The 22,138-nt window shown below is 69.8% G+C and carries 23 protein-coding genes; 17 read left to right on the top strand and 6 right to left on the bottom strand.

The genetic code is table 11. From position 1 onward, the window contains the following. Nucleotides 1-38: 38 nt before the first annotated feature. The gene (locus tag ACGRVM_RS05580) at nt 39-575 is read right to left on the bottom strand and encodes a hypothetical protein (RefSeq protein WP_377167825.1); all 537 of its coding nucleotides are present in this window, start codon (nt 573-575) and stop codon (nt 39-41) included. Between the two features lie 157 nt (nt 576-732). Here ACGRVM_RS05580 and ACGRVM_RS05575 point away from each other — a divergent pair, with 157 nt between their 5' ends. Continuing rightward, a complete protein-coding gene (locus ACGRVM_RS05575; protein ID WP_377167828.1) occupies nt 733-1,107 on the top strand; it encodes a hypothetical protein in 375 nt (124 codons plus the stop codon). Continuing rightward, nucleotides 1,107-1,736: an SEL1-like repeat protein gene (locus tag ACGRVM_RS05570; protein ID WP_377167831.1), complete on the top strand. Its 630-nt coding sequence runs from the start codon at nt 1,107-1,109 to the stop codon at nt 1,734-1,736. The genes ACGRVM_RS05575 and ACGRVM_RS05570 overlap by 1 nt, the downstream gene beginning before the upstream one ends. Nucleotides 1,737-1,826: 90 nt before the next feature. Here ACGRVM_RS05570 and ACGRVM_RS05565 read toward each other — a convergent pair whose 3' ends face one another. Both ACGRVM_RS05565 and ACGRVM_RS05560 read right to left on the bottom strand, forming a co-directional pair. Next, on the bottom strand, nt 1,827-1,997 hold the full coding sequence (locus tag ACGRVM_RS05565) for a hypothetical protein (protein ID WP_377167834.1): 171 nt from the start codon (nt 1,995-1,997) through the stop codon (nt 1,827-1,829). Nucleotides 1,998-2,138: 141 nt separating this feature from the next. Then, nucleotides 2,139-2,594 (bottom strand): hypothetical protein, encoded by a 456-nt coding sequence (locus ACGRVM_RS05560; RefSeq protein WP_377167837.1) that lies wholly within the window; start codon nt 2,592-2,594, stop codon nt 2,139-2,141. A 98-nt stretch (nt 2,595-2,692) separates the two neighbouring features. Between ACGRVM_RS05560 and flgB the strand changes: the two genes are divergently transcribed. From flgB to ACGRVM_RS05495, 13 genes are all read left to right on the top strand, one after another. Then, complete coding sequence (flgB, locus tag ACGRVM_RS05555; RefSeq protein WP_377167840.1) at nt 2,693-3,079, top strand: flagellar basal body rod protein FlgB; 387 nt, start codon at nt 2,693-2,695, stop codon at nt 3,077-3,079. Nucleotides 3,080-3,082: 3 nt separating this feature from the next. Beyond that, the gene (gene flgC, locus ACGRVM_RS05550; protein ID WP_377167843.1) at nt 3,083-3,496 is read left to right on the top strand and encodes a flagellar basal body rod protein FlgC; all 414 of its coding nucleotides are present in this window, start codon (nt 3,083-3,085) and stop codon (nt 3,494-3,496) included. Nucleotides 3,497-3,508: 12 nt separating this feature from the next. After that, on the top strand, nt 3,509-4,165 hold the full coding sequence (locus tag ACGRVM_RS05545; RefSeq protein ID WP_377167846.1) for a flagellar hook assembly protein FlgD: 657 nt from the start codon (nt 3,509-3,511) through the stop codon (nt 4,163-4,165). Nucleotides 4,166-4,207: 42 nt separating this feature from the next. Next, on the top strand, nt 4,208-5,470 hold the full coding sequence (locus tag ACGRVM_RS05540; RefSeq protein ID WP_377167849.1) for a flagellar hook protein FlgE: 1,263 nt from the start codon (nt 4,208-4,210) through the stop codon (nt 5,468-5,470). 3 nt (nt 5,471-5,473) lie between these two features. Continuing rightward, nucleotides 5,474-6,238: a flagellar basal body rod protein FlgF gene (locus tag ACGRVM_RS05535; RefSeq protein ID WP_377167852.1), complete on the top strand. Its 765-nt coding sequence runs from the start codon at nt 5,474-5,476 to the stop codon at nt 6,236-6,238. Nucleotides 6,239-6,346: 108 nt separating this feature from the next. Beyond that, nucleotides 6,347-7,135 (top strand): flagellar basal-body rod protein FlgG, encoded by a 789-nt coding sequence (flgG, locus tag ACGRVM_RS05530; protein WP_377167855.1) that lies wholly within the window; start codon nt 6,347-6,349, stop codon nt 7,133-7,135. Between the two features lie 5 nt (nt 7,136-7,140). Then, a complete protein-coding gene (locus ACGRVM_RS05525; protein ID WP_377167858.1) occupies nt 7,141-7,818 on the top strand; it encodes a flagellar basal body L-ring protein FlgH in 678 nt (225 codons plus the stop codon). Nucleotides 7,819-7,904: 86 nt separating this feature from the next. Further along, nucleotides 7,905-8,987, top strand: a complete 1,083-nt coding sequence (locus ACGRVM_RS05520; RefSeq protein ID WP_377169988.1) for a flagellar basal body P-ring protein FlgI — start codon at nt 7,905-7,907, stop codon at nt 8,985-8,987. A 13-nt stretch (nt 8,988-9,000) separates the two neighbouring features. Next, entirely contained in the window at nt 9,001-9,297 is a 297-nt protein-coding gene (locus tag ACGRVM_RS05515; RefSeq protein ID WP_377167861.1) for a rod-binding protein, read from the top strand. A gap of 3 nt (nt 9,298-9,300) precedes the next feature. Next, nucleotides 9,301-13,317 carry a FlgK family flagellar hook-associated protein gene (locus tag ACGRVM_RS05510; protein WP_377167864.1) on the top strand — a complete coding sequence of 1,339 codons (4,017 nt, stop codon included), beginning with the start codon at nt 9,301-9,303 and terminating at the stop codon, nt 13,315-13,317. A gap of 10 nt (nt 13,318-13,327) precedes the next feature. Then, the gene (gene flgL, locus ACGRVM_RS05505; protein WP_377167867.1) at nt 13,328-14,572 is read left to right on the top strand and encodes a flagellar hook-associated protein FlgL; all 1,245 of its coding nucleotides are present in this window, start codon (nt 13,328-13,330) and stop codon (nt 14,570-14,572) included. 33 nt (nt 14,573-14,605) lie between these two features. Further along, entirely contained in the window at nt 14,606-15,310 is a 705-nt protein-coding gene (locus tag ACGRVM_RS05500) for a transglycosylase SLT domain-containing protein (RefSeq protein WP_377167870.1), read from the top strand. Nucleotides 15,311-15,421: 111 nt separating this feature from the next. Next, nucleotides 15,422-16,495 carry a sigma-54 interaction domain-containing protein gene (locus tag ACGRVM_RS05495; protein WP_377167873.1) on the top strand — a complete coding sequence of 358 codons (1,074 nt, stop codon included), beginning with the start codon at nt 15,422-15,424 and terminating at the stop codon, nt 16,493-16,495. Between the two features lie 84 nt (nt 16,496-16,579). Here the strand turns inward: ACGRVM_RS05495 and ACGRVM_RS05490 are convergent, their stop codons facing one another. The 3 genes from ACGRVM_RS05490 to ACGRVM_RS05480 form a co-directional block, all read right to left on the bottom strand. Beyond that, nucleotides 16,580-19,255 (bottom strand): hybrid sensor histidine kinase/response regulator, encoded by a 2,676-nt coding sequence (locus tag ACGRVM_RS05490; protein ID WP_377167876.1) that lies wholly within the window; start codon nt 19,253-19,255, stop codon nt 16,580-16,582. Between the two features lie 2 nt (nt 19,256-19,257). Continuing rightward, nucleotides 19,258-19,749, bottom strand: a complete 492-nt coding sequence (locus ACGRVM_RS05485; RefSeq protein ID WP_377167879.1) for a molybdopterin-dependent oxidoreductase — start codon at nt 19,747-19,749, stop codon at nt 19,258-19,260. 220 nt (nt 19,750-19,969) lie between these two features. Next, on the bottom strand, nt 19,970-20,539 hold the full coding sequence (locus tag ACGRVM_RS05480) for a hypothetical protein (RefSeq protein WP_377167882.1): 570 nt from the start codon (nt 20,537-20,539) through the stop codon (nt 19,970-19,972). Nucleotides 20,540-20,709: 170 nt separating this feature from the next. Here ACGRVM_RS05480 and ACGRVM_RS05475 point away from each other — a divergent pair, with 170 nt between their 5' ends. Further along, the gene (locus ACGRVM_RS05475; protein ID WP_394624023.1) at nt 20,710-21,405 is read left to right on the top strand and encodes a hypothetical protein; all 696 of its coding nucleotides are present in this window, start codon (nt 20,710-20,712) and stop codon (nt 21,403-21,405) included. A 21-nt stretch (nt 21,406-21,426) separates the two neighbouring features. Next, nucleotides 21,427-22,134: a hypothetical protein gene (locus ACGRVM_RS05470; protein WP_377167887.1), complete on the top strand. Its 708-nt coding sequence runs from the start codon at nt 21,427-21,429 to the stop codon at nt 22,132-22,134. Nucleotides 22,135-22,138 lie beyond the last annotated feature (4 nt).

Below are 22,138 nucleotides of genomic sequence, written 5' to 3'. Positions count from 1 at the left end.
TGGCTGCGATATCGGCAGGGATGCAACTTTCTTGCCAATCACGGCGCATGCCCCCATTCGGTGATGAGAATTTCGAGGATCGGTGCAGGGGCCTCCTCCTCCTCGCCCGTGCCGGACGCGTCGCCGCCGGTCTCCTCGGGCGTCAGCCGCGCATTCATGGCGCGCGCCAGCGCCTCGGGCAGGGCGCGCCGCAGCGCGACGAGATCGCCCGGCTCGAGCGTCTCGGCGGTGTCCAGAACGGCATCCGCAGCCACGGCGAGCACCGGCTCGGGCGCCTCTTTGAGCATCTTCTGCGTCGCCGCGTCGAGATCGGCCCTGAGGGCCGCCGTCAGCTCGAGCTTCAGCAGGCCGCCGCCCTCGGGCAGCGTCACATGGACCGGCGCGATGAAGGGCAGATAGAGGCGCGGTATGGGCGCGTCGGGGTCTTCCTCGGCGGCGCTGTCGATGGCCGCGAGGGGCCTTTCAGGCGCGGGCGCGTTCAGCACGAGCGCCGAGGCGGCCAGGAAAGTCAGCGGCAAGGCCGCGGCTGGCACGGCAAATGCAAGGGTCGAGGCGGTGGGCATGAGGCGTTTCATACGCCGCCCGGTGCAAGAAACGCGCCAAGTCGGCGCTAACATTTCGATCGTCGCCGCCGTTGGTGTTGCCATGGCGTGCACGCCAGTAAGTCGGGCGGCCCGGGGCCGCGGGCCAACGAGCAAGGCGGGTGAAGCGATGCAGGCAGGAGGATCTCTCATGGCGATGGCATTGTCGCGCATCACCGGGCGCCGCGCCGCGTCCGAAGAGAAGACGACGTCGGGCACGGACCATTTCGCGCTCGTCCGACGCAAGACGACGCTGTACGACATCGCCCGCGTCGAAAGGCACCTCCCTGAAATTCTGGGGCGCGCCCTCGCGCGCGGCTGGATCGACCGCGATTTCAGCGCTGCGCTCATGTCCGATCCTAAGGGTCTTCTGGCGCGCTACGACGTGCATCTCGCCGACACCATCTCGATCGAGGTCGAAATGACCGAAACGCAGCGCCAGCGCGTCGTCGTCTACGAGCGCAGGCCCGATGGGACGAAGCGCCGCGTCATGTATCTCCAGCTCGTGATGATGGCGGGGCGCTGATGCGCCGCGTCGCTGCCTTGGTGCTGGCGCTCGGCGCCGGTCCCGCGCTCGGCGCCGATGCGCCCAGTTTCGAGGCGGCTGTGACCCTCGCGCGCAAGGGCGAGGCGCCGGCGGCGGCCGCGATGTTCCGCGCATTGGCCGAGGAGGACAGCGTCGCGGCGCAGGCCAATCTCGCGGTGATGCTGGCGCGCGGGCAGGGCCTGCCGCAGGACGATCTCGAGGCGGCCTATTGGGCGTGGCGCGCGCGTCTGGGCGGCGAGGCGCGCGCCATCGCACTGGCCGAGCATCTTCTCACGCGGCTCACCGACGAGGCGCGCGCCGATCTGGCCGAGCGGCTGGCCACTGATCTGGGCGAGATGTCCGCCGCCGGAGACCGTGCGGCGCTTTTGGGGCTGGGACGCATCGCGGCGCAGCTTCGCCAGCCGCCGGACCACGCCGAGGCTCTCAAGTGGTATTCGATCGCCGCGGCGCTCGGCGTGCCGGGCGCGGCCAGTCTGCGCGACATTCTGGCGGACGAGATGCCCGCCGCCGACCGGCTCGACGTTCAGGCCGGCGCACGCGAGGCCTTCGCCGAATGGTGCGGTGGTCTTGCCGATGGTGAGCGCCCCGAGACCTGCCCGGGCGCCTGAGCCGCGACTGCACTGCATGAAATGAGAACGGCCCGGACACATTGGGGGATGTGACCGGGCCGGAGACCTGAGCGCTCTGGAGGAGAGCGTCTAGTTCAGAAGCGAAAGGAGACCGGCGATGATCCAATACCAGGACACCGCGCCGATGCCCGCGAAAAGCAGGATCCACCAACCGCTTGCCAGAGACGCGTCGGAACTGGGGGACGTCCGAGCGGGCTGGGTCGCGTAGGTCTGGTCGAGGTGATACGAGGTATCGCTCATCCGTGGAACTCCTGAACGCTTCCGAATGCCCCTTCCTCGCACCCGCCCCACGATTCGGACAGCGTGCAAAGGGCAGGGAGAGGGCCGCGAAAGACAGGCGGGTATCGAAGGATAGCTCCGGTGCGGCGTGACCTGCGTGCCTCAATCGTCGGTGAAGAAATCATCGTCGTCCTCGCTGCCGCCGAGCTGGCTCATCATCATGCCGAGGGCGTTGCCTTCCAGATCGATGCTAGTCAGCTTGGGGCCTTTCTTGGGCTTCGGCGCCACGATCTCCGGCTCGGGTTCCGGCTCCGGCTCGGGTTCTGGCTCTGGCGGCAGAATCTCGACCGCGGGCTGGGCGATCTCCTCCTCGGGCTCGGGCGCCTCCTGCCGCTCGGCCGCACTCCGCGCGGCCTCATGCGCCTCTTGCAGAAGGCGCAGGCGCAGCCGCATGGCGAGCGCGCGCTGCGCGGGATCGCTCGCGCGGTCGTGGGCCTCGCGCGCGAGCGGCACGCTTTCTTCCGGGGGCAGGGCCAGAAGGCGGCCCAGGACGCGGCTGAAGCTGCGCGGCAAGGTCAGGGGTTTGCGCGGCGCGGGGCGCGGGGCGATGTGCTGCATGGCAGGATCCTTCGTGGCTGGGGCCGGGTTGGCACCGGTTTTGCACGGCATGTTGCAAGGACCGGACCATTCGCGCGCCGCAGCAGGAGGAGACAGCCATGCCGGACAGCTTTCGTGCCCATCTGAGCTTCAATGCCGCCGCGCTCGGCCTGCGCGAGCAGCGCGGCGCGGCGCTGGCCTCCAACATCGCCAACGCGGCGACGCCCGGCTTCAAGGCGCGCGACATCGATTTCGACGCGGCCTTGCAGGCGCAGATCGGCGGCGGCGCGCTGCGCACCAGCGATGCGCGGCATTTCAGCAGCGCGGCGCCCGGCGCGGGCCAGCCCGGCTACCGCGTGCCGACGGCACCGTCGCTCGACGGCAATACCGTCGAGCTGGCGGTCGAGCAGATGGAATTCGCCGAGAACAGCCTGCGCTATCAGACCAGCCTCGCGCTTCTCAACCGGCGCATTTCGGGGCTGATGACCGCCATCAAGGGAGAATGACGCATGACCATCCGCAACATATTCGACGTCGCCGGCAGCGCCATGTCGGCCCAGATGCAGCGGCTCAACACCACCGCATCGAACCTTGCCAACGCGCAGGCCGTGAGCACCACGGCCGAGGAGGCCTACCGTCCGCTGCGCCCGGTCTTCGAGACGGTCTATGCCGACAGCCTGCAACAGGGCGCGCTCTCGACCGCGCAGGTCACGGACGTGATCACGCTCGACCGCGATCCCGAACGGCGCTTCCAGCCCGATCATCCGATGGCCGATACGGAGGGCTATGTCTTCGCCGCCGCCGTCGATCCCGACGAGGAGATGGTCGAGATGATGGAGGCCAGCCGCCAGTATCAGAACATTCTCGAAACGGTCTCGACCCTGCGCACGCTGATGGCGCGCACGGTCCAGATGGGCCAGTGAAGGAGCGCGTGAATGAATGATATCGCCAGTCTGACCGGCGCAGGCGCCACCTACGGCGCCGCGCGCGCGGGTGTCCAGCGCGCCGATAACGGCACGCTCGGGCAGAAGGATTTCCTGACGCTGATGACCGCGCAGCTTCAGAACCAGGATCCGTTCAAGCCGATGGAGAACGGCGAGTTTCTGGCCCAGATGGCGCAGTTCTCGACCGTCTCGGGCATCGAGAGCGTCAATGCCACGCTGGGCGATATCTCGAGCCAGATCGGAGGCGGGCGCCTCGCCACGGCCTCGTCGCTGATGAACCAGCAGGTGCTCGTGCCCGGCACGCTCGCGCGGCCCGATGCCGAAGGCGGCATCCATGGCGCCGCCGAGCTGGCCGAGGCCGCGAGCGGCGTCAGCGTCATCTATTCCGATGCCACCTCCGGCGCCGAGCTGCACCGCCAGGAGCTCGGCGCGCAGGGCGCGGGGCTCGTGCCTTTCGACTGGACCGATGTGCCGCCGGGCACCGCCGCCGTGCGCGTGTCGATCCAGAGCGATACCGAAACCCCGCCCGCCCCCTTCGTCTATGCCCGCGTCGTCGGTGTCGACATGCCCGAGGGCGGCCAGGACCTGACCTTGCGCATCGAGGATTACGGCCTGCGCAGCAGCCTCGAGATCACGTCGATCCGCTGAGGCGGTCGGCCCAAGACCCATTTCCCAACAGGAGAAACCCCGATGTCTTTCTATACCGCCTTGTCCGGCCTCAACGCCGCGCAGACCGATATCTCGGTCACGTCGAACAACATCGCCAATGTCGGCACGCTCGGCTTTCACGGCAGCCGGCCCGAATTCGCCGACATCTACACCAGCAATCCGAACAGCCGCCCTTCGGCGCAGATCGGCTCGGGCGTCGAGGTGGCGCGCATCGGGATGGATTTCAGCCAGGGCTCGCTCGTCGCGACGGGCAATGTGCTCGACCTGTCGCTCCAGGGGCCGGGCTTTTTCCAGGTGCGCACCGGCCCCGACGCCGGGGCGGACGTGGCCTTTACCCGTGCGGGCGCGTTCAACATGAATTCGGACGGCTTCATCACCAATACCGCCGGCCATTACCTCACCGGCTTTCCCACCGCCGAGAACGGCGAGGCGCAAAGCACGGTTGAGACCGGGCGTCTGCGCATCGCGCCCGCATACGGCACCCCCACGGCCACGACCGCCGTGACGATGGGCCTGCGCATGCCGCTCGACGACAATGGCGGCATGGGCGGGCAGGCGATGGTCCCGCTGGCGGTCCCGTTCGATGCGGATGATGCATCCACCTACGCCTATTCGGCGCCCGTGCCGGTCCTCGATGCGGAGGGCAAGCCGGTCGCGGCCGAAGCCTTCTTCGTGATGACCAAGGCGCCCGATCCGCTGGATGGAAGCCTTGCCTACGAGGTGCAACTGCGCGTCGACGGCCAGATCGCGACGCCACCCGCGCCCGCCGCTACGCTGTCCTTCGATGCGGGCGGAGTGCAGACCGCGGGCATGGGGCCGATGGGCTTCACGCTCGGCGCCACCACGCTCAGCCTCGATCTGACCGGCTCCTCGGCGACCAAGGGCGATTTCGGCATCACGTCCGTCGCGCATGACGGGCAGGGGCGGCTCGATCTGTCCTCGGTCGAGGTGCGCGAGAACGGCACGATCTGGGCCAGCTACGGCGCCGAGAAATCGGTCGCCATCGGCAAGGTCGCCGTCGCCAATTTCACCGACCTGCAAGGCCTGCGCAACATCGGCAGCGCTACCTATCTCGCCTCGCGCGAGTCGGGCGAGGTGCGTATCGGCGCGCCCGGAACGGCCGGGTTCGGCGCTGTGCGCTCGGGATCGGTCGAGCAGGCCAATGTCGATCTGACAGAAGAGCTGGTGAGCCTCATCATGGCGCAGCGCAACTATCAGGCCTCGGCCAAGGCGCTCGAGACCAACGGCAAGCTGTCCGAAACCGTGATGAACATCCGGACCTGATGAATGGACCGGATGATCTACACCGCGCTCAACGCGCTGCGCGTCAATCGTGACGCGCAGGTCGCGCAGGCGCAGAACCTCGCCAACCAGACGGTGCCGGGCTTTCGCCGCGATCTGCCCAACGAGGGCGCGTCGAAGTTCCTGACCGCGATGGACAGCGCGACGACGCGCGCCTTCCAGCTCGAGACCGGGCCCGCGCCCTTCTCTGAGATGCAAGGCGCGCTCACGCGCACCGACGAGGAACTCGACGTCGCGATCTCCGGCGACGGGTATTTCTTCGTCCAGCCCGCGAGCGGCGAGCCCGCGCTCAGCCGGCGGGGTGATCTGCGCCGCGACGTGGACGGAACGCTCCGCGACGGCGCGGGCGCGGCGATGCTGGGGCCGGACATGGCGCCCATCACGCTGCCCGCCTACCGTGATATCCGCATCACCGATATCGGCGAGATCTACATCCGCCCCGTGGACGAGCCGGGCGGCGAGGCCGTCCTCGCCGGGGTGCTGGCCACCGTCATCCCGCCCGAGGATGCCAAGCTGACCAAGGGCGCCGATGGGCATGTGCGCGGCGCCGAGGGCACGGCCCTGCCGCCGCCCGACCAGCGCGGCGCGGTCCTGCAAGGCACGCTCGAGGGCAGCAACGTCAACCCGGTCGAGGAGCTTCTGGGCACGATGGAGCTGCAACGCCGCTTCGAGATGGGCATGCGCATGATGCTCGCCGCGCGCGAAATCGACGAGAGCGGCGCACGCGTCATGCAGGCGCCCGAGGGCTGACCGGGGCGCCCGGCCCGCACCCGCCGCGCCGGGCGCATGCGCGGGAGCGGGCTGGCACGGGGATTGCAGCGAGGAAGGCAACGCAGCTTCCTTGAAAGGCAATTCCAGATGTCCGCGAACGTGATGCATGTGGCCAAGACCGGGCTCAACGCCCAGCAGGCCCGGATTCAGGTGATCTCGAACAACCTCGCGAACGTGAACACCACGGGGTTCAAGCGCGACCGCGCGAATTTCGAAACGCTTCTCTACCAGACGCTCCGCCCGGCGGGCGCGCAGACATCCGAGGCGACGGCCCAGACCGCGCCCACGACCCTCGGCACCGGCGTGCGCCTCGTGAGCACCGAGAAGATCCACACCCAAGGCAGCCTGACCACGACCGACAACGCGCTCGACATGGCGATCGACGGCAAGGGATTTTTCCAGATCCTGATGCCCGACGGGCGCATCGGGTACACGCGCAACGGCACCTTCTCGCAAAACGCAGAAGGCACGCTGACCACCTCCAGCGGCTATGTCGTCCAGCCCGAGATCCAGATCCCCGCCGAGGCGAGCAGCATCTCCGTCTCGCGCGACGGCATCGTCAGCGTGACGCTGCCGGGCGAGGTCGAGGCGCAGGAAGTGGGCCAGCTCACCCTCGCGCAATTCACCAACCCGCGTGGGCTCGAGCCGGTGGGCGAGACGATGCTCGTCGAGAGCGCGGCCAGCGGCGCGCCCATCGTGGGCGCCCCACTCGAGGACGGCATGGGCGATCTGATCCAGGGCGCGCTCGAGACCTCCAACGTCAACGTGGTGCAGGAGCTGGTCGAGATGATCGAGGCGCAGCGCGCCTACGAGATCAACAGCCGCTCCATCTCGGCCTCGGACGAGATGATGAGCTACCTCGCGAACAAGCTTTGAAAGGCATGAACATGGTTTCCCGCATCTCCACCCTCCCGGCCCTGGCGCTCGTTGCCGCGCTCGCCGCCTGCTCGACCCATGTCGAGGAGGCCGAGGGCGATCTTTACGCGCCCGTCTTTCCCGTCCCCGAAGTGCCGCAGGACCGGCTGATGCCCACGGGCGGCATCTACACGCCCGGCGCGATGGGGCTTTTCGCCTCCGACCGGCGCGCGGCGCAGGTGGGCGACATCCTCACCGTCGATTTCTCCGAGCGGTTCGCCGCGCGAAAATCGCAATCGGCGGGCGCGAGCAAGAGCGACAGCTTCGCCGTCGACATCCCCGACATCATCTCGTTCGATTTCAACGACGAGCGGCTGAACGGCGGCACCACCACGGCCTTTTCCGGTAAGGGGAGCGCGACGCAATCCAACTCGCTCACGGGGCGCGTGTCGGTCTCGGTCGTGCGGGTGCTGCCGGGCGGCAATCTCGAGATCATGGGCCAGAAGAAGCTGACGCTGAACAACGGGCAGGAATACATCCGTCTGCGCGGCGTCGTGCGGCCCTCGGATATCTCGGCCGACAATGTCGTGCGCTCGGACCGCATCGCCCATGCCGAGATCAAGTATGTCGGCGCGGGCGATACGGCGGACACGGCCAAGCAGGGCTGGTTCCGCCGCGCGCTGACCACCGTGTCGCCGATATGAGCCGCGTCATCGCCCGGGTCCTGTCCGTGCTCGGTCTGATCGGGCGGGCGGCGCCGCGCCTTCCGGCGATCGTGGTGCTGGCCGCGATGATGCCGGGCCTCGCGCAGGCCGACCGGCTGAAGGATCTGGCCGATGTGGCGGGCGTGCGCTCGAACCCGCTCGTGGGCTACGGCCTCGTGGTGGGCCTTTCGGGCTCGGGCGATGGCAATTCGGGGCTGACGCGCCGGTCGCTGCAATCCATCATGTCGCGGCTCGGCCTCGAGCTGAGCGCGGACGATCTCGATGCGAAGAACGCCGCCGCCGTCATGGTCACCGCCGAGCTGCCGCCCTTCATGAAGCCGGGCCAGTCGCTCGACGTGACCGTCTCGACCTCGGGCAAGGCCAAGTCGCTTCAGGGCGGCACGCTTCTGATGACGCCGCTCATGGGCGCGGATGGCGAGGTCTATGCCATCGCGCAGGGCAATCTGGTGGTGGGCGGCCTCGGCGTCGCCGGCGGGGACGGCTCGTCGGTGGTGGTGAACGTGCCCACCGTGGGCCGCATTCCGCAAGGCGCGACGGTCGAGCGGATGGTCGAGACGGCCTTTCTCGAGACCGAATATTTCGTGCTGAACCTGCACCGCTCGGACTTCTCGACCGCGGGCGCCGTCGCCGATGCCGTCAACGCGCAGTTCGGCGCGGGCGTGGCCGTCGCGCTCGACGGAAGTTCGGTGCGCGTGCGCGCGCCCGCGGACCCCGCCGCGCGCGTGTCGTTCATGGGTCTGCTCGAACAGATCGAGGTCGATCCCGCCGCGCCGCCCGCACAGGTCATCGTCAATGCGCGCACCGGCACGGTGGTGATCGGCGGCGAGGTGCGCGTGACGCCCGCCGCCATTTCGCATGGCTCGCTCACCGTGCGCGTGAACGAGGATTTCAACGTCGATCAGGGCGCCACGGTGGTCAATGGCCGCGACGGCGGCGTCGTCGTGCCGGGCGAGCCGGTGGTCACGCCCGACACCCAGATCGAGATCGAGCAGGAGGCGAATCCCGCCTTCGTCTTCGATCCGGGCGTCTCGCTCGCCTCGCTGGTGGATGCGATCAACGCCGTCGGCGCAAGCGCCGCCGATCTCGTGGCCATCCTCGAGGCGCTGCACCGCGCGGGCGCGCTGCGCGCCGAGCTGATCGTGATCTGAAGGACGCATCATCATGACCGACATCGCTCCGCTTGCGACCCCGGCCCGCACCGATCCCGCCGCGCTGCGGAAGGAGACGCGGCTCCGCGAGGCGTCCGAGGGCTTCGAGGCGCTCTTCCTCAACCAGATCCTAAAATCGGGGCGCGCGGCGTCGTTTGGCGATGAAGTGGCAGGTGGGTCGGCGATGGAGACGACACAGTCCCTCCTCGACGCGAAGCTGACCGAGACGGGCGCCGGCCGCGCCGGGCTGGGCCTCGCTGATGCCATCTATCGCCAGTTCGCGGGCCATCTGGGCGTATCGGGGAAGTAGAGCATGTCGGACGTGATGAATATCGGACGCGGCGGCGTTCTGGCCTATCGCTCGGCTTTGGCCGCCACGTCCGAGAATATCGCCAATGTCGATACCGAAGGCTATGCGCGCCGGGACGCCGTCATGCGCGAAGTCGGCGTGGGCGGGGGTGTCGATGTGGTCGAGCTGCGCCGCGCCTTCGACGGGCTCCTCGCCGATCGTGGACGCAACGCGCAGGCGGGGCTGGGCGCCGCCGCGGCGTATCTCACGCATATCGAGGCGCTCGAGAACCGCATGCTGCCCGGCGACGGCGGCATTCCGGTGCTGCTCGACGGATTTTTCGACGCTCTCGACGGGCTGTCGGCCTCGCCTGCGGATAATGGCCTGCGGCAGGCGGTGCTGAGCGCGGGCGCGGCGCTCGCAGGGGGCGTCGCGGATCTGGCCGGGCGGCTCGATGCGCTGGCGCAGGGCATCTCGGACGAGACGGCGCAAGCCGCGCAGCGCGCCACGGGAACGCTCGCCGCCCTCGCCGAAGTGCATGAGCGCTTGGCCGAGGTCACCAATGACGAAGCGCGCAATCCGCTTCTTGATCGGCGCGACAAGCTGCTGGGCGATCTGTCGGGCCTCGTCGATATCGACGTGACGCTCGACGCGCGGGGGCGCGCGACGGTGGGGCTCGGGGCCGATGGCGCCGGGCCGCTCCTGCTCGATGCGGGGCGCGCCGGACGGCTCGACATGGACGCGGGCGGGCAGGTGATGCTGCGCAGCGCCGTGCCCGGCACGGCGCCCGCGGCGATGCGCGCGGCGGGCGGCACGCTCGGCGGTTTGGCCGAAGCAGGCGGCGCGGTCGCGCAGGCGGTGAAGGATCTCGGCGCCTGGTCCGGCCGGATCGCAAGCGAGATGAATACGCGCCACGCATCGGGCGTCACGGCATCGGGCGCGGCGGGCGGGCCGGTCTTCACACAGGACGGATGGCGCGCCGAGATGGGGGCGCTGACACGCGGCGACGCTGCGGTGCGCGTGACCGTGACGGATGCGGCGCGGATGCCGCAAGGCCCGCTCTCGGCGGTCTATGACGCGGGCCTCGGCGGCTGGCGCGTGTCGGATGCGGCAGGCACCGAGCTGGCGCAGGGCGCCAGCCCCCTCGCGCTGCCAGGCATGCGCCTCGAGATGGTGGGCCGCCCGCTCGACGGCGACCGCATCACCCTCACGCAGGAAACCGGCGCGCGCCATTTCGCCTTCGCCCTCGGCGCGCCCGAGGATATCGCGGCGGCGGGCGCCTGGACCAGTTCGGCCCGCCCGGCCAACCTAGGAAGCGCCACGCTGAGCGCGCAGCCTATTACCGGCCCCGGCGCATCGCCGCTCGATCTTTCGACGCTTGCGGGCGCGGGCCTGACCGAGTTTCTCAGCCCGGGCATCGTCGGCACGATCCCGGCGGGCGCCTCGTCGGCGACGCTCTCGGTTCAGCCGCGCCTCTCGGCGCTCGAGATCGCGGTTCCGCCGGGTGCGAGCCTGCAGTCGCTCACCGTCGACGCGCCCACGGGCGCGGTGCAATTCACGCTGCCTGCGGGCGCAGACATCGCGGCTGTCGCGGCGGCGCTCAACGACGGCTCCGCGCTCGGCGCGGGGGGCGAGCGGCTTGCGGCGCTGGGCCTCGTGGCGGGCACCGAGGGCGGCGCGCTCACGCTCACCGCGCGCGAGGGAACGGCCCCCGCCGCGCGGCTGATGACGGGTGCGGGCACGCTCGAGGCGGTGCGCGTGGCCGATGCCGCGCCCGCCGCGCAGCTTTCGATCTTCACGCGCGATGGCCGCCAGCTCAGCGGTGCGCCGCTCAGCGCCGCCGAGGCCGCCGCGCTTCTGACGCCCGCCAACGGCTTTCATGAGGGCGCGGTCTACAACACCGACTATCTCAACGGCGCCGAGCCCTATGCGGGGCTGACCCTGGCGCGGCAGAGCGCCGCCGGGGATCATGCGCTGACGCTCGGCCTCGGAGGCGGGATCGCCAGTTGGACGGGCGCCGCGCCCGCGCCCGCCGCGCCGGGCGCCTCCATCACCTACGAGGGCGCCGGCGAGGCGCTGAGCCTCGATCTGCCGGACGGCGCGAGCGCGGCTTGGCAGGCGAGCCTCCTGCGGGGCGCGCTGCCCGTGAGTGTCGCGGCCGAGGCGCGCCTCGCGCTCGATCTGCCGGCCACGGGCGCGCTGTCGCTGGCGCTCGCGGGCGACAATCTCGAGCCGCTCCAGATCGGCGCATCCATGGGCGCGGGCGGCGCGGCCCGGCTGGCCGAGGCGATCAACGCGCGCACGCCGCAGACTGGCATCCGCGCCGAGATCGCGCCGCAAAGCGGGCGCCTGCTGCTCACCCATGCGGGCGGGGCCGACATCACGCTGAGCCGCGTTGCGGCAAATGCGGGCGGCACGCTCGGCGTCACGCGGCTCGGCCCGGACGGCGGGGCGCTCGGCGCCGTGCAGCTCGGCGCGGGCGGCGCGGATGCCGCGCGTGTCGCCGGCACCATCACGCTGAGCGGCGCGCTGCCCTTCGCGGCAACGGAGAACGGTGCGCTGCGCACCGCCGCGCCAGACGCCTTTTCCGCCGGTCTGATCGCGCGCCGCAGCAGCTACGCGGGCAGCACCCTGACGCTCGCGCCCGCCGCGGCCGGGCAGGGCGATCTCGCGCTGCGCCGCATCGAGGTCATCGGCGCGGATGGCCGTGCGCATGAGGCATCCGCTGATCCGCTGACCGCCGGGACGGGCAGCGCCGATCTCGGCGCGGCGCTCCTCGCCGGTCTGCGCAGCGCCGCCCCCGCGAGCCGGATCACCGGCGCGCCCCTCGCGACCCTGCCGCCCGAGGGCGCGGTGATGCGCGCGAGCCTCGGCGCGCAGGATTACGCGATCACGATGCGGGGCGGCGCCCCGGTCGTGAGCGGCCCCGAAGCGGGACGCGTCACCGCGAGCTTCGATGCGCAGAACCGGCTGATCCTCGAGACGGTGGGCGGCGACACGAACGGGGCCGCGCTGCGCCTCGGCGCGGATGCGGGCGAGGCCGCGCGGTTCGGCATGGGCATAGCCGACATGCCGATGACCGCCGTCATCGGCCAGCCCTTCGATGCGTTGAACCTTCCCGCGAGCTTCACGATCTCGCTGGGCGGCGTCACGCATTCCGTCGCGGTGACGGCGGGCAATGTCGTGCTGCCCCCGACCTTCCCGGGCACGGGCTACATCAACACGGTCTATGGCCGGATCGAGATTCATTTCGACGCGCGCGCCGGCGCGCTCGAGATCCCGGCCCAGGCTTCGGGCGCGGCGGTCGGGATGGACACCGCGGGCTTTGACGCGACGCTCGAAAACGGCGCGCTGCGCCTTGCCGCGACGGACGGGCGCGCGCTCGAGGTGACGGCGCCCGCCGCGCCGGGCGGCGGCACCGTCCTCGGCCTTGCCAACCTGCCGCGCGAGGATCTTCTGGTGCGCCTGTCTGGCAGCGGCGCGCTCCGCCTCGCTGCCGAGATCGGCGCCGAGACGGACCCCGCGCCCGAGCGCACGCGCGAATTGCGCGTGCTCGATGCCGAGGCCGGGCTGGTCGGCCTCTTCGATGCAGAGAGCGGCGCGCATCTCGCCTCGCGCACGCTCGATCCTTCGGGCACCGCGCGTTTCGGCGATGTCGCCGTCACGCTCGCGGGCCAGCCGCGCACCGGCGATGCCTTCACGCTCGCCCCGTCCGGGACGGGGGCCGCGGGCGACGGGCGCACGGCGCTGGCCCTTGCCAATCTGCGCCAGCGCGATGGGCAGACCGGCGAGGGCGGCTACAGCGCCGGCTTCGCGAGCCTTCAGCAGCGTATCGGCGCGCAGGTGACGGCGGCGCAGACGCGCCTCGCCACCGCCGAGGCCGAGGAGACGAGCGCCCAGAGCGCCCTCTCGAAACTGGGCGGCGTCGATCTCGATGCCGAGGCCGCGCGCCTCATGCAGCAGCAACAGGCCTATCAGGCCAACGCGCAGGTTCTGAGCGTGGCGCGCGAACTTTTCGACACGCTCTTGCAGGCGATCTAGGGGAACGATCATGACAATCGGCACGTCGCTTTTTCATGCGCTCACGACACGCGGCCTCTCGCGCGCGGGCGACGAGATCGCCTCGCTCCAGGGGCAGATTTCCTCGGGCAAGAACGATCCGCGCCCCTCGGCCGATCCGGTGCGCGCGCTGCGGCTGTCGGCGGCGCAGGAGCAGGGCGAGGCGCTCAGCCGCTTCGGCACCAATCTCGAGCGCGCGGGCGCGCGGCTCGATCAGGCCGATGTCGTGCTCGACGAAGGCGCGGCGATCCTGCGCCGCCTGACCGACCTCGCCATTCGCGCGTCGAGCGACACCGTGACCGACAACGAGCGGGGCAGCATCGCCGCCGAGGCGGTCCAGCTGCGCGAAAGCCTCATCGGCATCGCCAACAGCCGCGACGATACGGGCCGCGCGCTCTTCGGCGGCTATGCCACGCAGGGCGATCCCTTCGAGGAGGGGCCGGGCGGTGTGGTCTATCGCGGCGACGGCGGCAGCCCCGAGCTTCAGGTCTCGGAATCGATCCGCATGGCGACGGGGCTGAGCGGGCAGGAGGTGTTCGGCGCCGCGCCGGACGAGACCGGGGCGGGCGTTTTCGGGGCGATCGACGACTTCATTGCCAATCTCGGCTTTCGGGGCGACAAGCCGCGCGCGAGTGTGAGCGCCGCGGACCAACTTGCGCTCGCGCCCGCGCTGGGCCGCGCGCCGTCGGACTGGCAGATGACCATCGAGGGCCCCGCCGGGAGTGCCCGGATCGCCTTCACCGCCACGGCCGGAGCCTTGCCCGGCGCCGTCGCCGCGATCAACGCGGCCTCGGCCGAGACGGGCGTGAGCGCGGCGCTCGATCCGCAGACCGGCACGCTGGTGCTGAGCGGCGCGGGAGGCATCACGGTTTCGGACATCGCGGTCGCGCCCGCGCCCGAAGGCCCGCTGATGCGCGCCACCGGGCCGGACGGCACGCAAAGCGATCTCGTGGCGCCCGGCCAGACCCGCGGCGCCATGATCGACATGCTGCGCGGCGCGACGGATCATCTGATCGACGCGCGCACACGCATCGGCGCGATGTCCGCAAGCGCCGAGCTTCAATCGGGCGTGATCGACGCGCGCAAGCTCATGATGGACGAGGCCACGTCGCAGCTTCAGGATCTCGACCTCGCCGATGCGCTCACCCGGCTCAAGCGCGCGTTGACCGAGCGTGACGCGGGCCAGCAGGCCTATGTGAAGATCACGCAGAAAAGCCTTTTCGACTACATGCGCTGAGCCGCTTTGGCCCGCCCCTTGCAGGGGGCGGGCATGAGGCATCTATTCGTCATCGTCGCCTGTGTTCTGAGCTTTGGCACCCCCGCCATCGCCGCGCCCGGCTGCGAGGCTCTCGCGGCCGAGGCGGCGACGCGGCACGGGCTGCCGGGCGGTCTTCTGCGGGCCATAGCGCGCACCGAGTCGGGGCGCAGCGTGGGCGGGCAGGCGATAGCCTGGCCATGGACATCGAACGTGCGCGGCAAGGGATATTACTACGAGAGCCGCGAGGCGGCGCTCGCCCATCTCGGCGCGCTCGTCGCGGCGGGCGAGCGGCATTTCGACGTGGGCTGCATGCAGCTCAACTACCGCTGGCATGGCGAGAATTTCGCCGATCTCGCGCAGATGATCGACCCCGCGCAAAATACCGATTACGCCGCGCGCTACCTGAGCGAGCTGCGGCGGGAGACAGGCGATTGGGACATGGCGACGCGCTATTACCACTCGCGCGACGCAGGCCGCGGGACCGCATATCTGGGCCGGGTGCAGCGCGTGATGGCGCGGCTGGGGCCGCGCGCACCGCAATCCTCGATGCCGTTCGGAGCGGCAGCGAGCGCGCCGGCCGCGACGTCCGGCCCCGCGCCCGACAGGCGCTTTTTCAAGGGCGCGGCGCTGATCGAACTCGCCTCGAGCGCGCCCGCGAGCCAGAGCTACTGGACGCCCGCGGCCTTGCCCGAAGGGGCGTTGCCCCGCATGCCTTGAACGGCGGTATCTTTAGAGAACAGGGCATGCCCATTTGCGCCCTCACGAATTCGTGTACGAGCGGTTAACCAACAAGGAGTACTACCGTATTTAGTGTGAGCCCGCTTTTTCATGACGAGTTTCTGGTCCGCCGCAGGGCAATCCGTACAGTTTCCCATCAATCTCAAGCTCGACGCACTGCTCTATGGCGACACGCCGGTGATGCAGGCGCTCAAGCGGTCCATCGCGGTGATCGCGCCGAGCGACGTTCCGGTCCTCGTCACCGGTCCGACAGGCGCGGGCAAGGAGGTCGTGGCCAATGCGCTGCACCTCATGTCCGAGCGCAGCGGGCCGCTCGTGCCGGTCAATTGCGGCGCCATCCCCGACGATCTGCTAGAATCCGAGCTCTTCGGCCATGAGAAGGGCGCCTTCACAGGCGCGCAGGCGCGGCGGATCGGACTGATCGAACAGGCCGAGGGCGGCACGCTCTTTCTCGACGAGATCGGCGAGACGCCGCCCCATGTGCAGGTCAAGCTGCTCCGCGCGCTCGAGACGCAGACGATTCAGCGCGTCGGTGGCGGCACGCCCATCCCGGTCGATTTTCGCCTCGTGAGCGCGACCCACCGCGATCTGCACGCCGATGCGGATGCGGGGCGGTTCCGCCGCGATCTTCTTTACCGAATCGAGGTGTTCGGCCTCGCCGTGCCCGCGCTGCGCGAGCATCCCGAGGATATTCCGATGATCCTGCGCGCGATGGAGCGCGCGGGGCGCGGCGCGCAGCCCCTGCAACTCGCGCCCGACGCCCTGGCGCTGCTCGGCGCGCATGACTGGCCCGGCAATGTGCGCGAGCTGCGCAATTTTCACGACCGCGCGCAGGTGCTCTTTCGCGGGCGCACGATCACGGCCGAGGATGTGCGCGGCGCGCTCATTCCGACGCTCGGATTGCGCAAGCCCGACCCTTCGCCGACGCTCGGTGCGGTCACGGCGGAGCTTTCCGAGGGCGGGCCGGACGTCAAGCAGATGATGACGGAGACCGGCTCGGTCGATCTGCGCGGCATGCTTCAGCGTGTGGAGGAGCGGCTGATCCTGACCGCGCTCGAGCTGAGCGAGGGGCGCGTGACGCAGGCCGCGCGGATGCTGCGGCTCAAGCGTACGACGCTGATCGGCCGCATGCAGAAGCTGGGTCTCGACGCCGGCGCCGCCTGATCTCCCTGCCGTTCCTGTCAGCGAAAAAGGCCGCCCCTCGGGGGCGGCCATTTCGTTTCTTGCACATGCCGATGGTGCCTCGTCTCAGGCACCGGAGCGGGCGGCGCTGGGCGCGGTTTCCTCGCCCGCGTCCTCCGCCTCGGCGGCGAGGATGACGGGCATGTAGGCACGGCGGATCTCGTCGATGAGGCGCCGCGCCTGCGCGGGCAGGACCGAACCGGCGGGATCGCGCTTGGCGAGTGTCATGGCCTCCGCATCCGAGAGCGTCTCGGACAGCGCGCCGAAATTCAGAAGCCCGGTCGAGCCGACCGCCTTGTGAATGACCTGCCCCTTTTCGGCGAGCGGCATGTCATGCGCCGACATCGCGGCGACCGCTGTGTCCGCGTCGAGGATCGTCGCACGCAGAAGGCGAAGGGCGGTGTCGCGTCCCACCATCTCGGCGAGGTCGGCAAGGCCCTGGCGCGCCTCTTCGAGCGCGATCCGGTCCACGTCCGCCGTATCGAGCGGATCGGAGGCCGTGGTGCGGTGGTGGCGGGTGGTTTTCATGGCGCGTTCCAGTTGTTGCTGGCTGACCGGCTTGATGAGAACCTCGTCCATGACGCCGCCCCGGCCATGTCCGCCACTCGCTTCGATGAGGGCGGTGACGCCGATGATGACCGCCCCGGCGGAGGGGCCGTTCGACGCGCGGATCTCGCGGGCCGAGGTCGGACCGTCCATGACGGGCATGGAGAAATCCATCAGGATGTAGTCGTATTGGGTGATCCGGGCCTTGTCGAGCGCCTCCTGGCCATCCATCGCCATATGCGGCTGATGGCCCATCCGGCGCACCATTTCCGTCATCAGGGTCAGGTTCACCTCGTTGTCGTCCACGACCAGCACCGTCTTCGGCCCGAGCGGCGCGTCGTCGAGCTCGCCCTGCGGCGCAGTGTCAAGCCGGCGCGCCGGGCGCTCCTGTGCCTTGACGGGGATGATGAAGGAGAAGGTGCTGCCCCGGCCGAGCGTGCTGTCGAGCGTCAGCGCGCCTCCCTGACGCTCGACCGCGAGCCGCGCGATGGGCAGACCGAGGCCGGAGCCCATCTTGGAATTGATCTCGCTGCGATCGGCGGTTTCGAAATTCTCGAAGATCCGGGCCTGATCCTCGGGTGCGATTCCGATGCCGGTATCCTCGACCGCGACCTTGAGCGACAGATCCCCGGGACGCGCCGCATCGAGCGTCAGCCGCAGGGTGATGATGCCGTTTTGCGTGAACTTCACCGCGTTGCCCGCCAGATTGTAGAGCGCGCGGGCGAAGGCGATGGGCAGGCCCTCGAGGCGGAAATCGTCGAGCGGACCTTCGGCGACCATCTCGATGCGGTTGCTGGAATTGGCGGCGAGCGGGCGCAGCTCGTCCACGATATCGGCGGCGATGCGGGCGGGGTCAAAGAATTCGGGCGTCTCGCGCCCCTCGCCGAGGCGCGTCAGCTCGAGCACGTCGTCGACCTGCACCAGCGCACGGGCGCTGCAATCGCGCGCGGTCTTGAGCAGATCGCGGTTCTCGGGGCTGAGATCCGACGATTCGATGAGGCCGAGCGATGCCATCAGGCCATGCAGCGGCGTGCGCATCTCGTGGCTCATCGTGGCGAGGAACATGCTCTTGGCTTGCGCCGCCTGCTCGGCCTGCTTGAGGGCGTCGCGCAGGTTGCGCTCGGCCTCGACCTGATCCGAGATGTCGCGGATGAAGGCGATCACGATGGGCTGGCCGTTGATGTCCTGGTCCTGCGCCATCGACACCTCGACGGGAATGTCCTGCCCGTCCGCCTTGCGGCAGGTCGTCACCGTGGGTCCCTTGCCGATCAGGTCCATCGGGCCCTCGTCCTCGCCCGGCCCGCCGGGCAGGACGCGGCGCGCATCCATGCCGAGGATATCCTCGCCCGCATAGCCAAACATGCGCTGCGCCATCTCGTTGGAGTAAAGCACGCGCGAGGCGGTATCGCTGACGATCACGGCGTTCAGCGTGGAGTCGAACGCGGTCGAGAGCATCTGCGCCACGCGCTCCGTCTCGCGCGAGCGTTGCTCGAGTTCGCGCCAGATGCGCACCACGAGGAAGGTGCCGAGCGCGACCAGCAGAAAGAGAACCAGCGATTGGACGAAGAACCGCACGAAGAGGGCCGCTTCCTCCTCGCGGGCGGCGGCGGTGGCTTGGGTGATCTGCTGAAGCCCGATCACGGCCATGCTGCGCACCATCGTCGCCGCATCGAGCACTGCGCGGCGGAATTCGAGGATCGCGGGCGCGTCGGGCGCCGGGATCGCGTCGATCATCTGCGCAAGCGCGTCGCGCGTGGCCACGAGGCGCGAGACCTTGGAGGCGGTCTCGTCCGTCAGGGGCAGGCGGTGCATCGTGGAGGCGAAGACATCCACGCGGCTATAGAAGACGTCGAAGGCGCGCTTGATCTCGCGCAGGTCCGCCGCGTCGATCCCGGCATCGCTGCCGCGCCCGACATCGCCGCCGGGGCCGGCCGCGCTGTCGGCTGCGGCAAGCGCCGCCGCGTCGAGTTGCAGCACGAGGTTCTGGTGATCGACCTCGAGCTGGGCGACGACCCAGCTCTGGTTGTCGGTGCTCGCCGCGCGGATGTCGTCGAGCCGCGTCTGAAAGCCCTTCGCGCTCAGAAGCAGCCCGACGCTGGCGACCAGCATCAGGAAAAGCAACGCCTGGGCCGACCGACGCTTGGCAGCGTTGACCACCTTGCCCAGCCGCGCGCCGGAGGGAGAGGCGCGCCGCATCCTCAGTCTGTCAGAACGTCGATCTGCGTGAGCTGCCAGACACTGAGGGCGAAGATGTCCTCGCTCTGATACCGGGTGTCGAGATCGAACGGAAAGATCAGCCAGAGCGGACCCTTGTCACGCACGGAGAAGGGCTCGCCATTGATCCGGCGGGCGAGGATCGGGGCGTCCTCTTCGATGTTCTCGGCGGGGAAGAGGACGTTGTAGTCGTTGATCGCGTAGACGCGCAGGCCGCTCGCGGCCTCCGCGACACCCGCCGCGTCGAGTACGTCACTCAGCGAGGGGCCGGAGAAGCTCGTCTCGCCCTCGGTCCAGACGGTCGTCGTCTCGAAGGATTGCTGCGGCAGCGCGGCGAGCTCTTCCTCGGTGAAGGTCGTGGTCGTGCCGGTATAGCCGTCATTGATGGTCAGGATGACGCCATCCTCGGCATGAGCCATGGGAGCGAACGACAAGAGCGCGGCAGCGGCGCAGGAAAGGAGGGATCTGCGGTTCATGTAGATACTCGTCTGTTATTTTGCTCATGAAATGGATAGCCACCCCAATACATGGATGGGCTATCGGTTCCATAGCAGAGTTCGGGCATTTCCGGCCGTGTCTAACGATATCCGGCTATCCTAAGATAGAGATAGGCGCTGTGACACACCGCCACACGGGAAAATTCTTGCCAATTGTTTCAATTTTGCCGCGTCTTTTGAAAGGAAGCGGCATGCCCCGTCACAGGATGGGCGTCACGCGCACCCCCTGGGCGATTCTATAGGCCCATTCGCCGACATGCGGCTCGAACATCGAGCGCGCGTCGGGAACGGCGGCGAGCAGAAGCATGATGGCGCGCGCGCGGCCTTCCGCAGGGGCGCGCAGGCCCAGCCGGGCGTGATGCCACGGACCGCCGGCGACGGAGACCTCGCCGTCGCGGTCCTGAAGGAGCCGCGCGCTCCACGCGACGCCGAGCGTGTCGAAGTCGAGCTCCATCGCGCTGCCGTCTTCCGTCTTCCGGCGCAGCGCATGCGTCTGAAGAAAGTCAAAGAGCACATCGGGATCGAGCAGGAGGATATCCGCCGCGATCGCGGTCCAGCCGCAGGCGATGCGCCGGTCCAGCGCGCACCATTCCTGATGCCCCTCGGCGCGGAAGGCGAGCGTGCCGTCCGGCCCGTCCGGACCGAGCGAATGGGCGATCTCGTACCCTCTCGGGCCGATATCGAGCCGCGCGAAGGGCGCGCCCGCGCGGCACAGATGCCCGTGCCGCGCGCTGCGTACGGCATCTGCCATGCGGCGCTGATCGGTCATGTGCACTGATCCTTGCATGCGTCTGCCTTTCTCGCGCGCCTGTTCGGGGTCAGTTTCTCAAACGGACCGTCGCCGGGATGTTTTAGCGCCCCCGCGCAATTTCCGCGCAAAAGGCTGGCACGGAACCTGCAACGCGTTGACTGACAACGCTCAGCGACAGGAAATTCCCCATGACCGCGCCCCAGACCGATCTCGAAACCTCCATCCAACTCGCCCTCGAGGCGGCGACGGCGGCCAATGACAGCGCCGAGGATGCGCAGCGCGCGGTTTCGGACATGGCCGCCGCCGCCGAGCGGCTCGACCGGTTCGGCGCCAGGATGCGGCCGATCATGCTGGGAATTCTGGCCGGGGCGGTGCTCTCGGTCGGGGTGGGCGGCCTGATCTACCTGCGCACGCTGGGCGAGATGCGCGCGACTGCGGCCACGCAGCTCGAGGCGCTGACGATGTTCGCCGGCTCGATCAAGGATCTCGAGGCGCAGCTCGATGCGCTCGGCGATCTCGACGCGCGCCTGACCGAGATCGAAACCGCCCAGATCGAGGCGTCGGCGGCGCTGTCCGCCGCGCTCGAGGAGGGGATCGCCAAGCTTAGCGACGCCGAGGCGGGCGGCGCGACGCCGCAGCTTCTGCGCAGCATCGCCGAGACCGCGCAGGGCGAGGCGCAACAGACCCGGGACGCCTTCGCCGCCGGCCTGTCGGATCTGCAACTGGCGATGACCAAGATGCTGGCCGAGCGGGCCGAGACCGCCGCCGCCGGTCCCGCGCCCGCGCCGCGCGCCACGCCAAGGCCCGCCGCGCGCCCGGCGGCGGTGCGCCCCGCGCGCAAACCCGCGCCGAAGCCCGAGCCGAACCCGTTCAAGTTTCCCTGAAGACGCGAAAGGCCCCGGCTTATGAGCGAGACCGATCCCACCTCAGCGCCCGCAGCCACACCCGCTGGCGCACCCCCCGCGCCTCCGCAAGGCGTGCTTGCGCTCACCTCTGTGCATCCGGCGGGCCGCGCATTGGGGCTGCGCAAGGGCGATCTGCTCACCCGGATCGACGGGCGCGCCTGCGACGGGCGCACGACCACGCTCTCGGCGGCCTTCCGTACGGCGCCCACCGGGCGCTGCATCCTCGAATTCCGCCGTGCGGGGCGTGGCTGGTGCGTGCGGGCCGACACGCCCGCGCTGGGCCGCTGGCGCACGGTGCCCGCGCCCGCGCCGGGACCGGAGCGCGATCTGCGCGGTTTGCGCAATTGGGAGGTGATGGTCGCGCCCGGCGGGCAATACGACGCGCAGCCGCAGGATCCGGGGCTTTTGCCGCTCCTCGCGCCCGTGCACATGATCCACATGCGCCTCTGGGCGCCGCTCGCGATCTGGGCGGCGCTTCTGATCCTCTGCCTGCCGCTCGGCTGGCTGCTTGGCGGCCTCGTTCAGATCATCGCCGCGATTTATTTCTGGCGCGCGGCGCCGGCGCTGGTGCGGGCGGACCGAGTGGCGCGGGGCTATCGCCTCTGGGGCGTCGTCGCGGCGCGCAGCGAGGCGATGCTGCACCGCCAGATCGCGGATCTGGCGCCGGACATGCCCTTCGTGCACGCGCCGCCGCGCGCGCCCGCCTGAGGCG

Source organism: Roseovarius aquimarinus, assembly GCF_043661195.1.
Taxonomy (GTDB): domain Bacteria; phylum Pseudomonadota; class Alphaproteobacteria; order Rhodobacterales; family Rhodobacteraceae; genus Roseovarius; species Roseovarius aquimarinus.
Note: the sequence above shows the minus strand (reverse complement) of the source record. Positions and strands in the feature narration are given on the sequence as shown.

Excerpts from the sequence above, each read along its gene's own strand:
- ACGRVM_RS05580 (WP_377167825.1), bottom strand. The coding sequence starts at position 575 with ATGAAACGCCTCATGCCCACCGCCTCGACCCTTGCATTTGCCGTGCCA.
- ACGRVM_RS05575 (WP_377167828.1), top strand. The coding sequence starts at position 733 with ATGGCGATGGCATTGTCGCGCATCACCGGGCGCCGCGCCGCGTCCGAA.
- ACGRVM_RS05570 (WP_377167831.1), top strand. The coding sequence starts at position 1,107 with ATGCGCCGCGTCGCTGCCTTGGTGCTGGCGCTCGGCGCCGGTCCCGCG.
- ACGRVM_RS05565 (WP_377167834.1), bottom strand. The coding sequence starts at position 1,997 with ATGAGCGATACCTCGTATCACCTCGACCAGACCTACGCGACCCAGCCC.
- ACGRVM_RS05560 (WP_377167837.1), bottom strand. The coding sequence starts at position 2,594 with ATGCAGCACATCGCCCCGCGCCCCGCGCCGCGCAAACCCCTGACCTTG.
- flgB (WP_377167840.1), top strand. The coding sequence starts at position 2,693 with ATGCCGGACAGCTTTCGTGCCCATCTGAGCTTCAATGCCGCCGCGCTC.
- flgC (WP_377167843.1), top strand. The coding sequence starts at position 3,083 with ATGACCATCCGCAACATATTCGACGTCGCCGGCAGCGCCATGTCGGCC.
- ACGRVM_RS05545 (WP_377167846.1), top strand. The coding sequence starts at position 3,509 with ATGAATGATATCGCCAGTCTGACCGGCGCAGGCGCCACCTACGGCGCC.
- ACGRVM_RS05540 (WP_377167849.1), top strand. The coding sequence starts at position 4,208 with ATGTCTTTCTATACCGCCTTGTCCGGCCTCAACGCCGCGCAGACCGAT.
- ACGRVM_RS05535 (WP_377167852.1), top strand. The coding sequence starts at position 5,474 with ATGGACCGGATGATCTACACCGCGCTCAACGCGCTGCGCGTCAATCGT.
- flgG (WP_377167855.1), top strand. The coding sequence starts at position 6,347 with ATGTCCGCGAACGTGATGCATGTGGCCAAGACCGGGCTCAACGCCCAG.
- ACGRVM_RS05525 (WP_377167858.1), top strand. The coding sequence starts at position 7,141 with ATGAACATGGTTTCCCGCATCTCCACCCTCCCGGCCCTGGCGCTCGTT.
- ACGRVM_RS05520 (WP_377169988.1), top strand. The coding sequence starts at position 7,905 with ATGATGCCGGGCCTCGCGCAGGCCGACCGGCTGAAGGATCTGGCCGAT.
- ACGRVM_RS05515 (WP_377167861.1), top strand. The coding sequence starts at position 9,001 with ATGACCGACATCGCTCCGCTTGCGACCCCGGCCCGCACCGATCCCGCC.
- ACGRVM_RS05510 (WP_377167864.1), top strand. The coding sequence starts at position 9,301 with ATGTCGGACGTGATGAATATCGGACGCGGCGGCGTTCTGGCCTATCGC.
- flgL (WP_377167867.1), top strand. The coding sequence starts at position 13,328 with ATGACAATCGGCACGTCGCTTTTTCATGCGCTCACGACACGCGGCCTC.
- ACGRVM_RS05500 (WP_377167870.1), top strand. The coding sequence starts at position 14,606 with ATGAGGCATCTATTCGTCATCGTCGCCTGTGTTCTGAGCTTTGGCACC.
- ACGRVM_RS05495 (WP_377167873.1), top strand. The coding sequence starts at position 15,422 with ATGACGAGTTTCTGGTCCGCCGCAGGGCAATCCGTACAGTTTCCCATC.
- ACGRVM_RS05490 (WP_377167876.1), bottom strand. The coding sequence starts at position 19,255 with ATGCGGCGCGCCTCTCCCTCCGGCGCGCGGCTGGGCAAGGTGGTCAAC.
- ACGRVM_RS05485 (WP_377167879.1), bottom strand. The coding sequence starts at position 19,749 with ATGAACCGCAGATCCCTCCTTTCCTGCGCCGCTGCCGCGCTCTTGTCG.
- ACGRVM_RS05480 (WP_377167882.1), bottom strand. The coding sequence starts at position 20,539 with ATGACCGATCAGCGCCGCATGGCAGATGCCGTACGCAGCGCGCGGCAC.
- ACGRVM_RS05475 (WP_394624023.1), top strand. The coding sequence starts at position 20,710 with ATGACCGCGCCCCAGACCGATCTCGAAACCTCCATCCAACTCGCCCTC.
- ACGRVM_RS05470 (WP_377167887.1), top strand. The coding sequence starts at position 21,427 with ATGAGCGAGACCGATCCCACCTCAGCGCCCGCAGCCACACCCGCTGGC.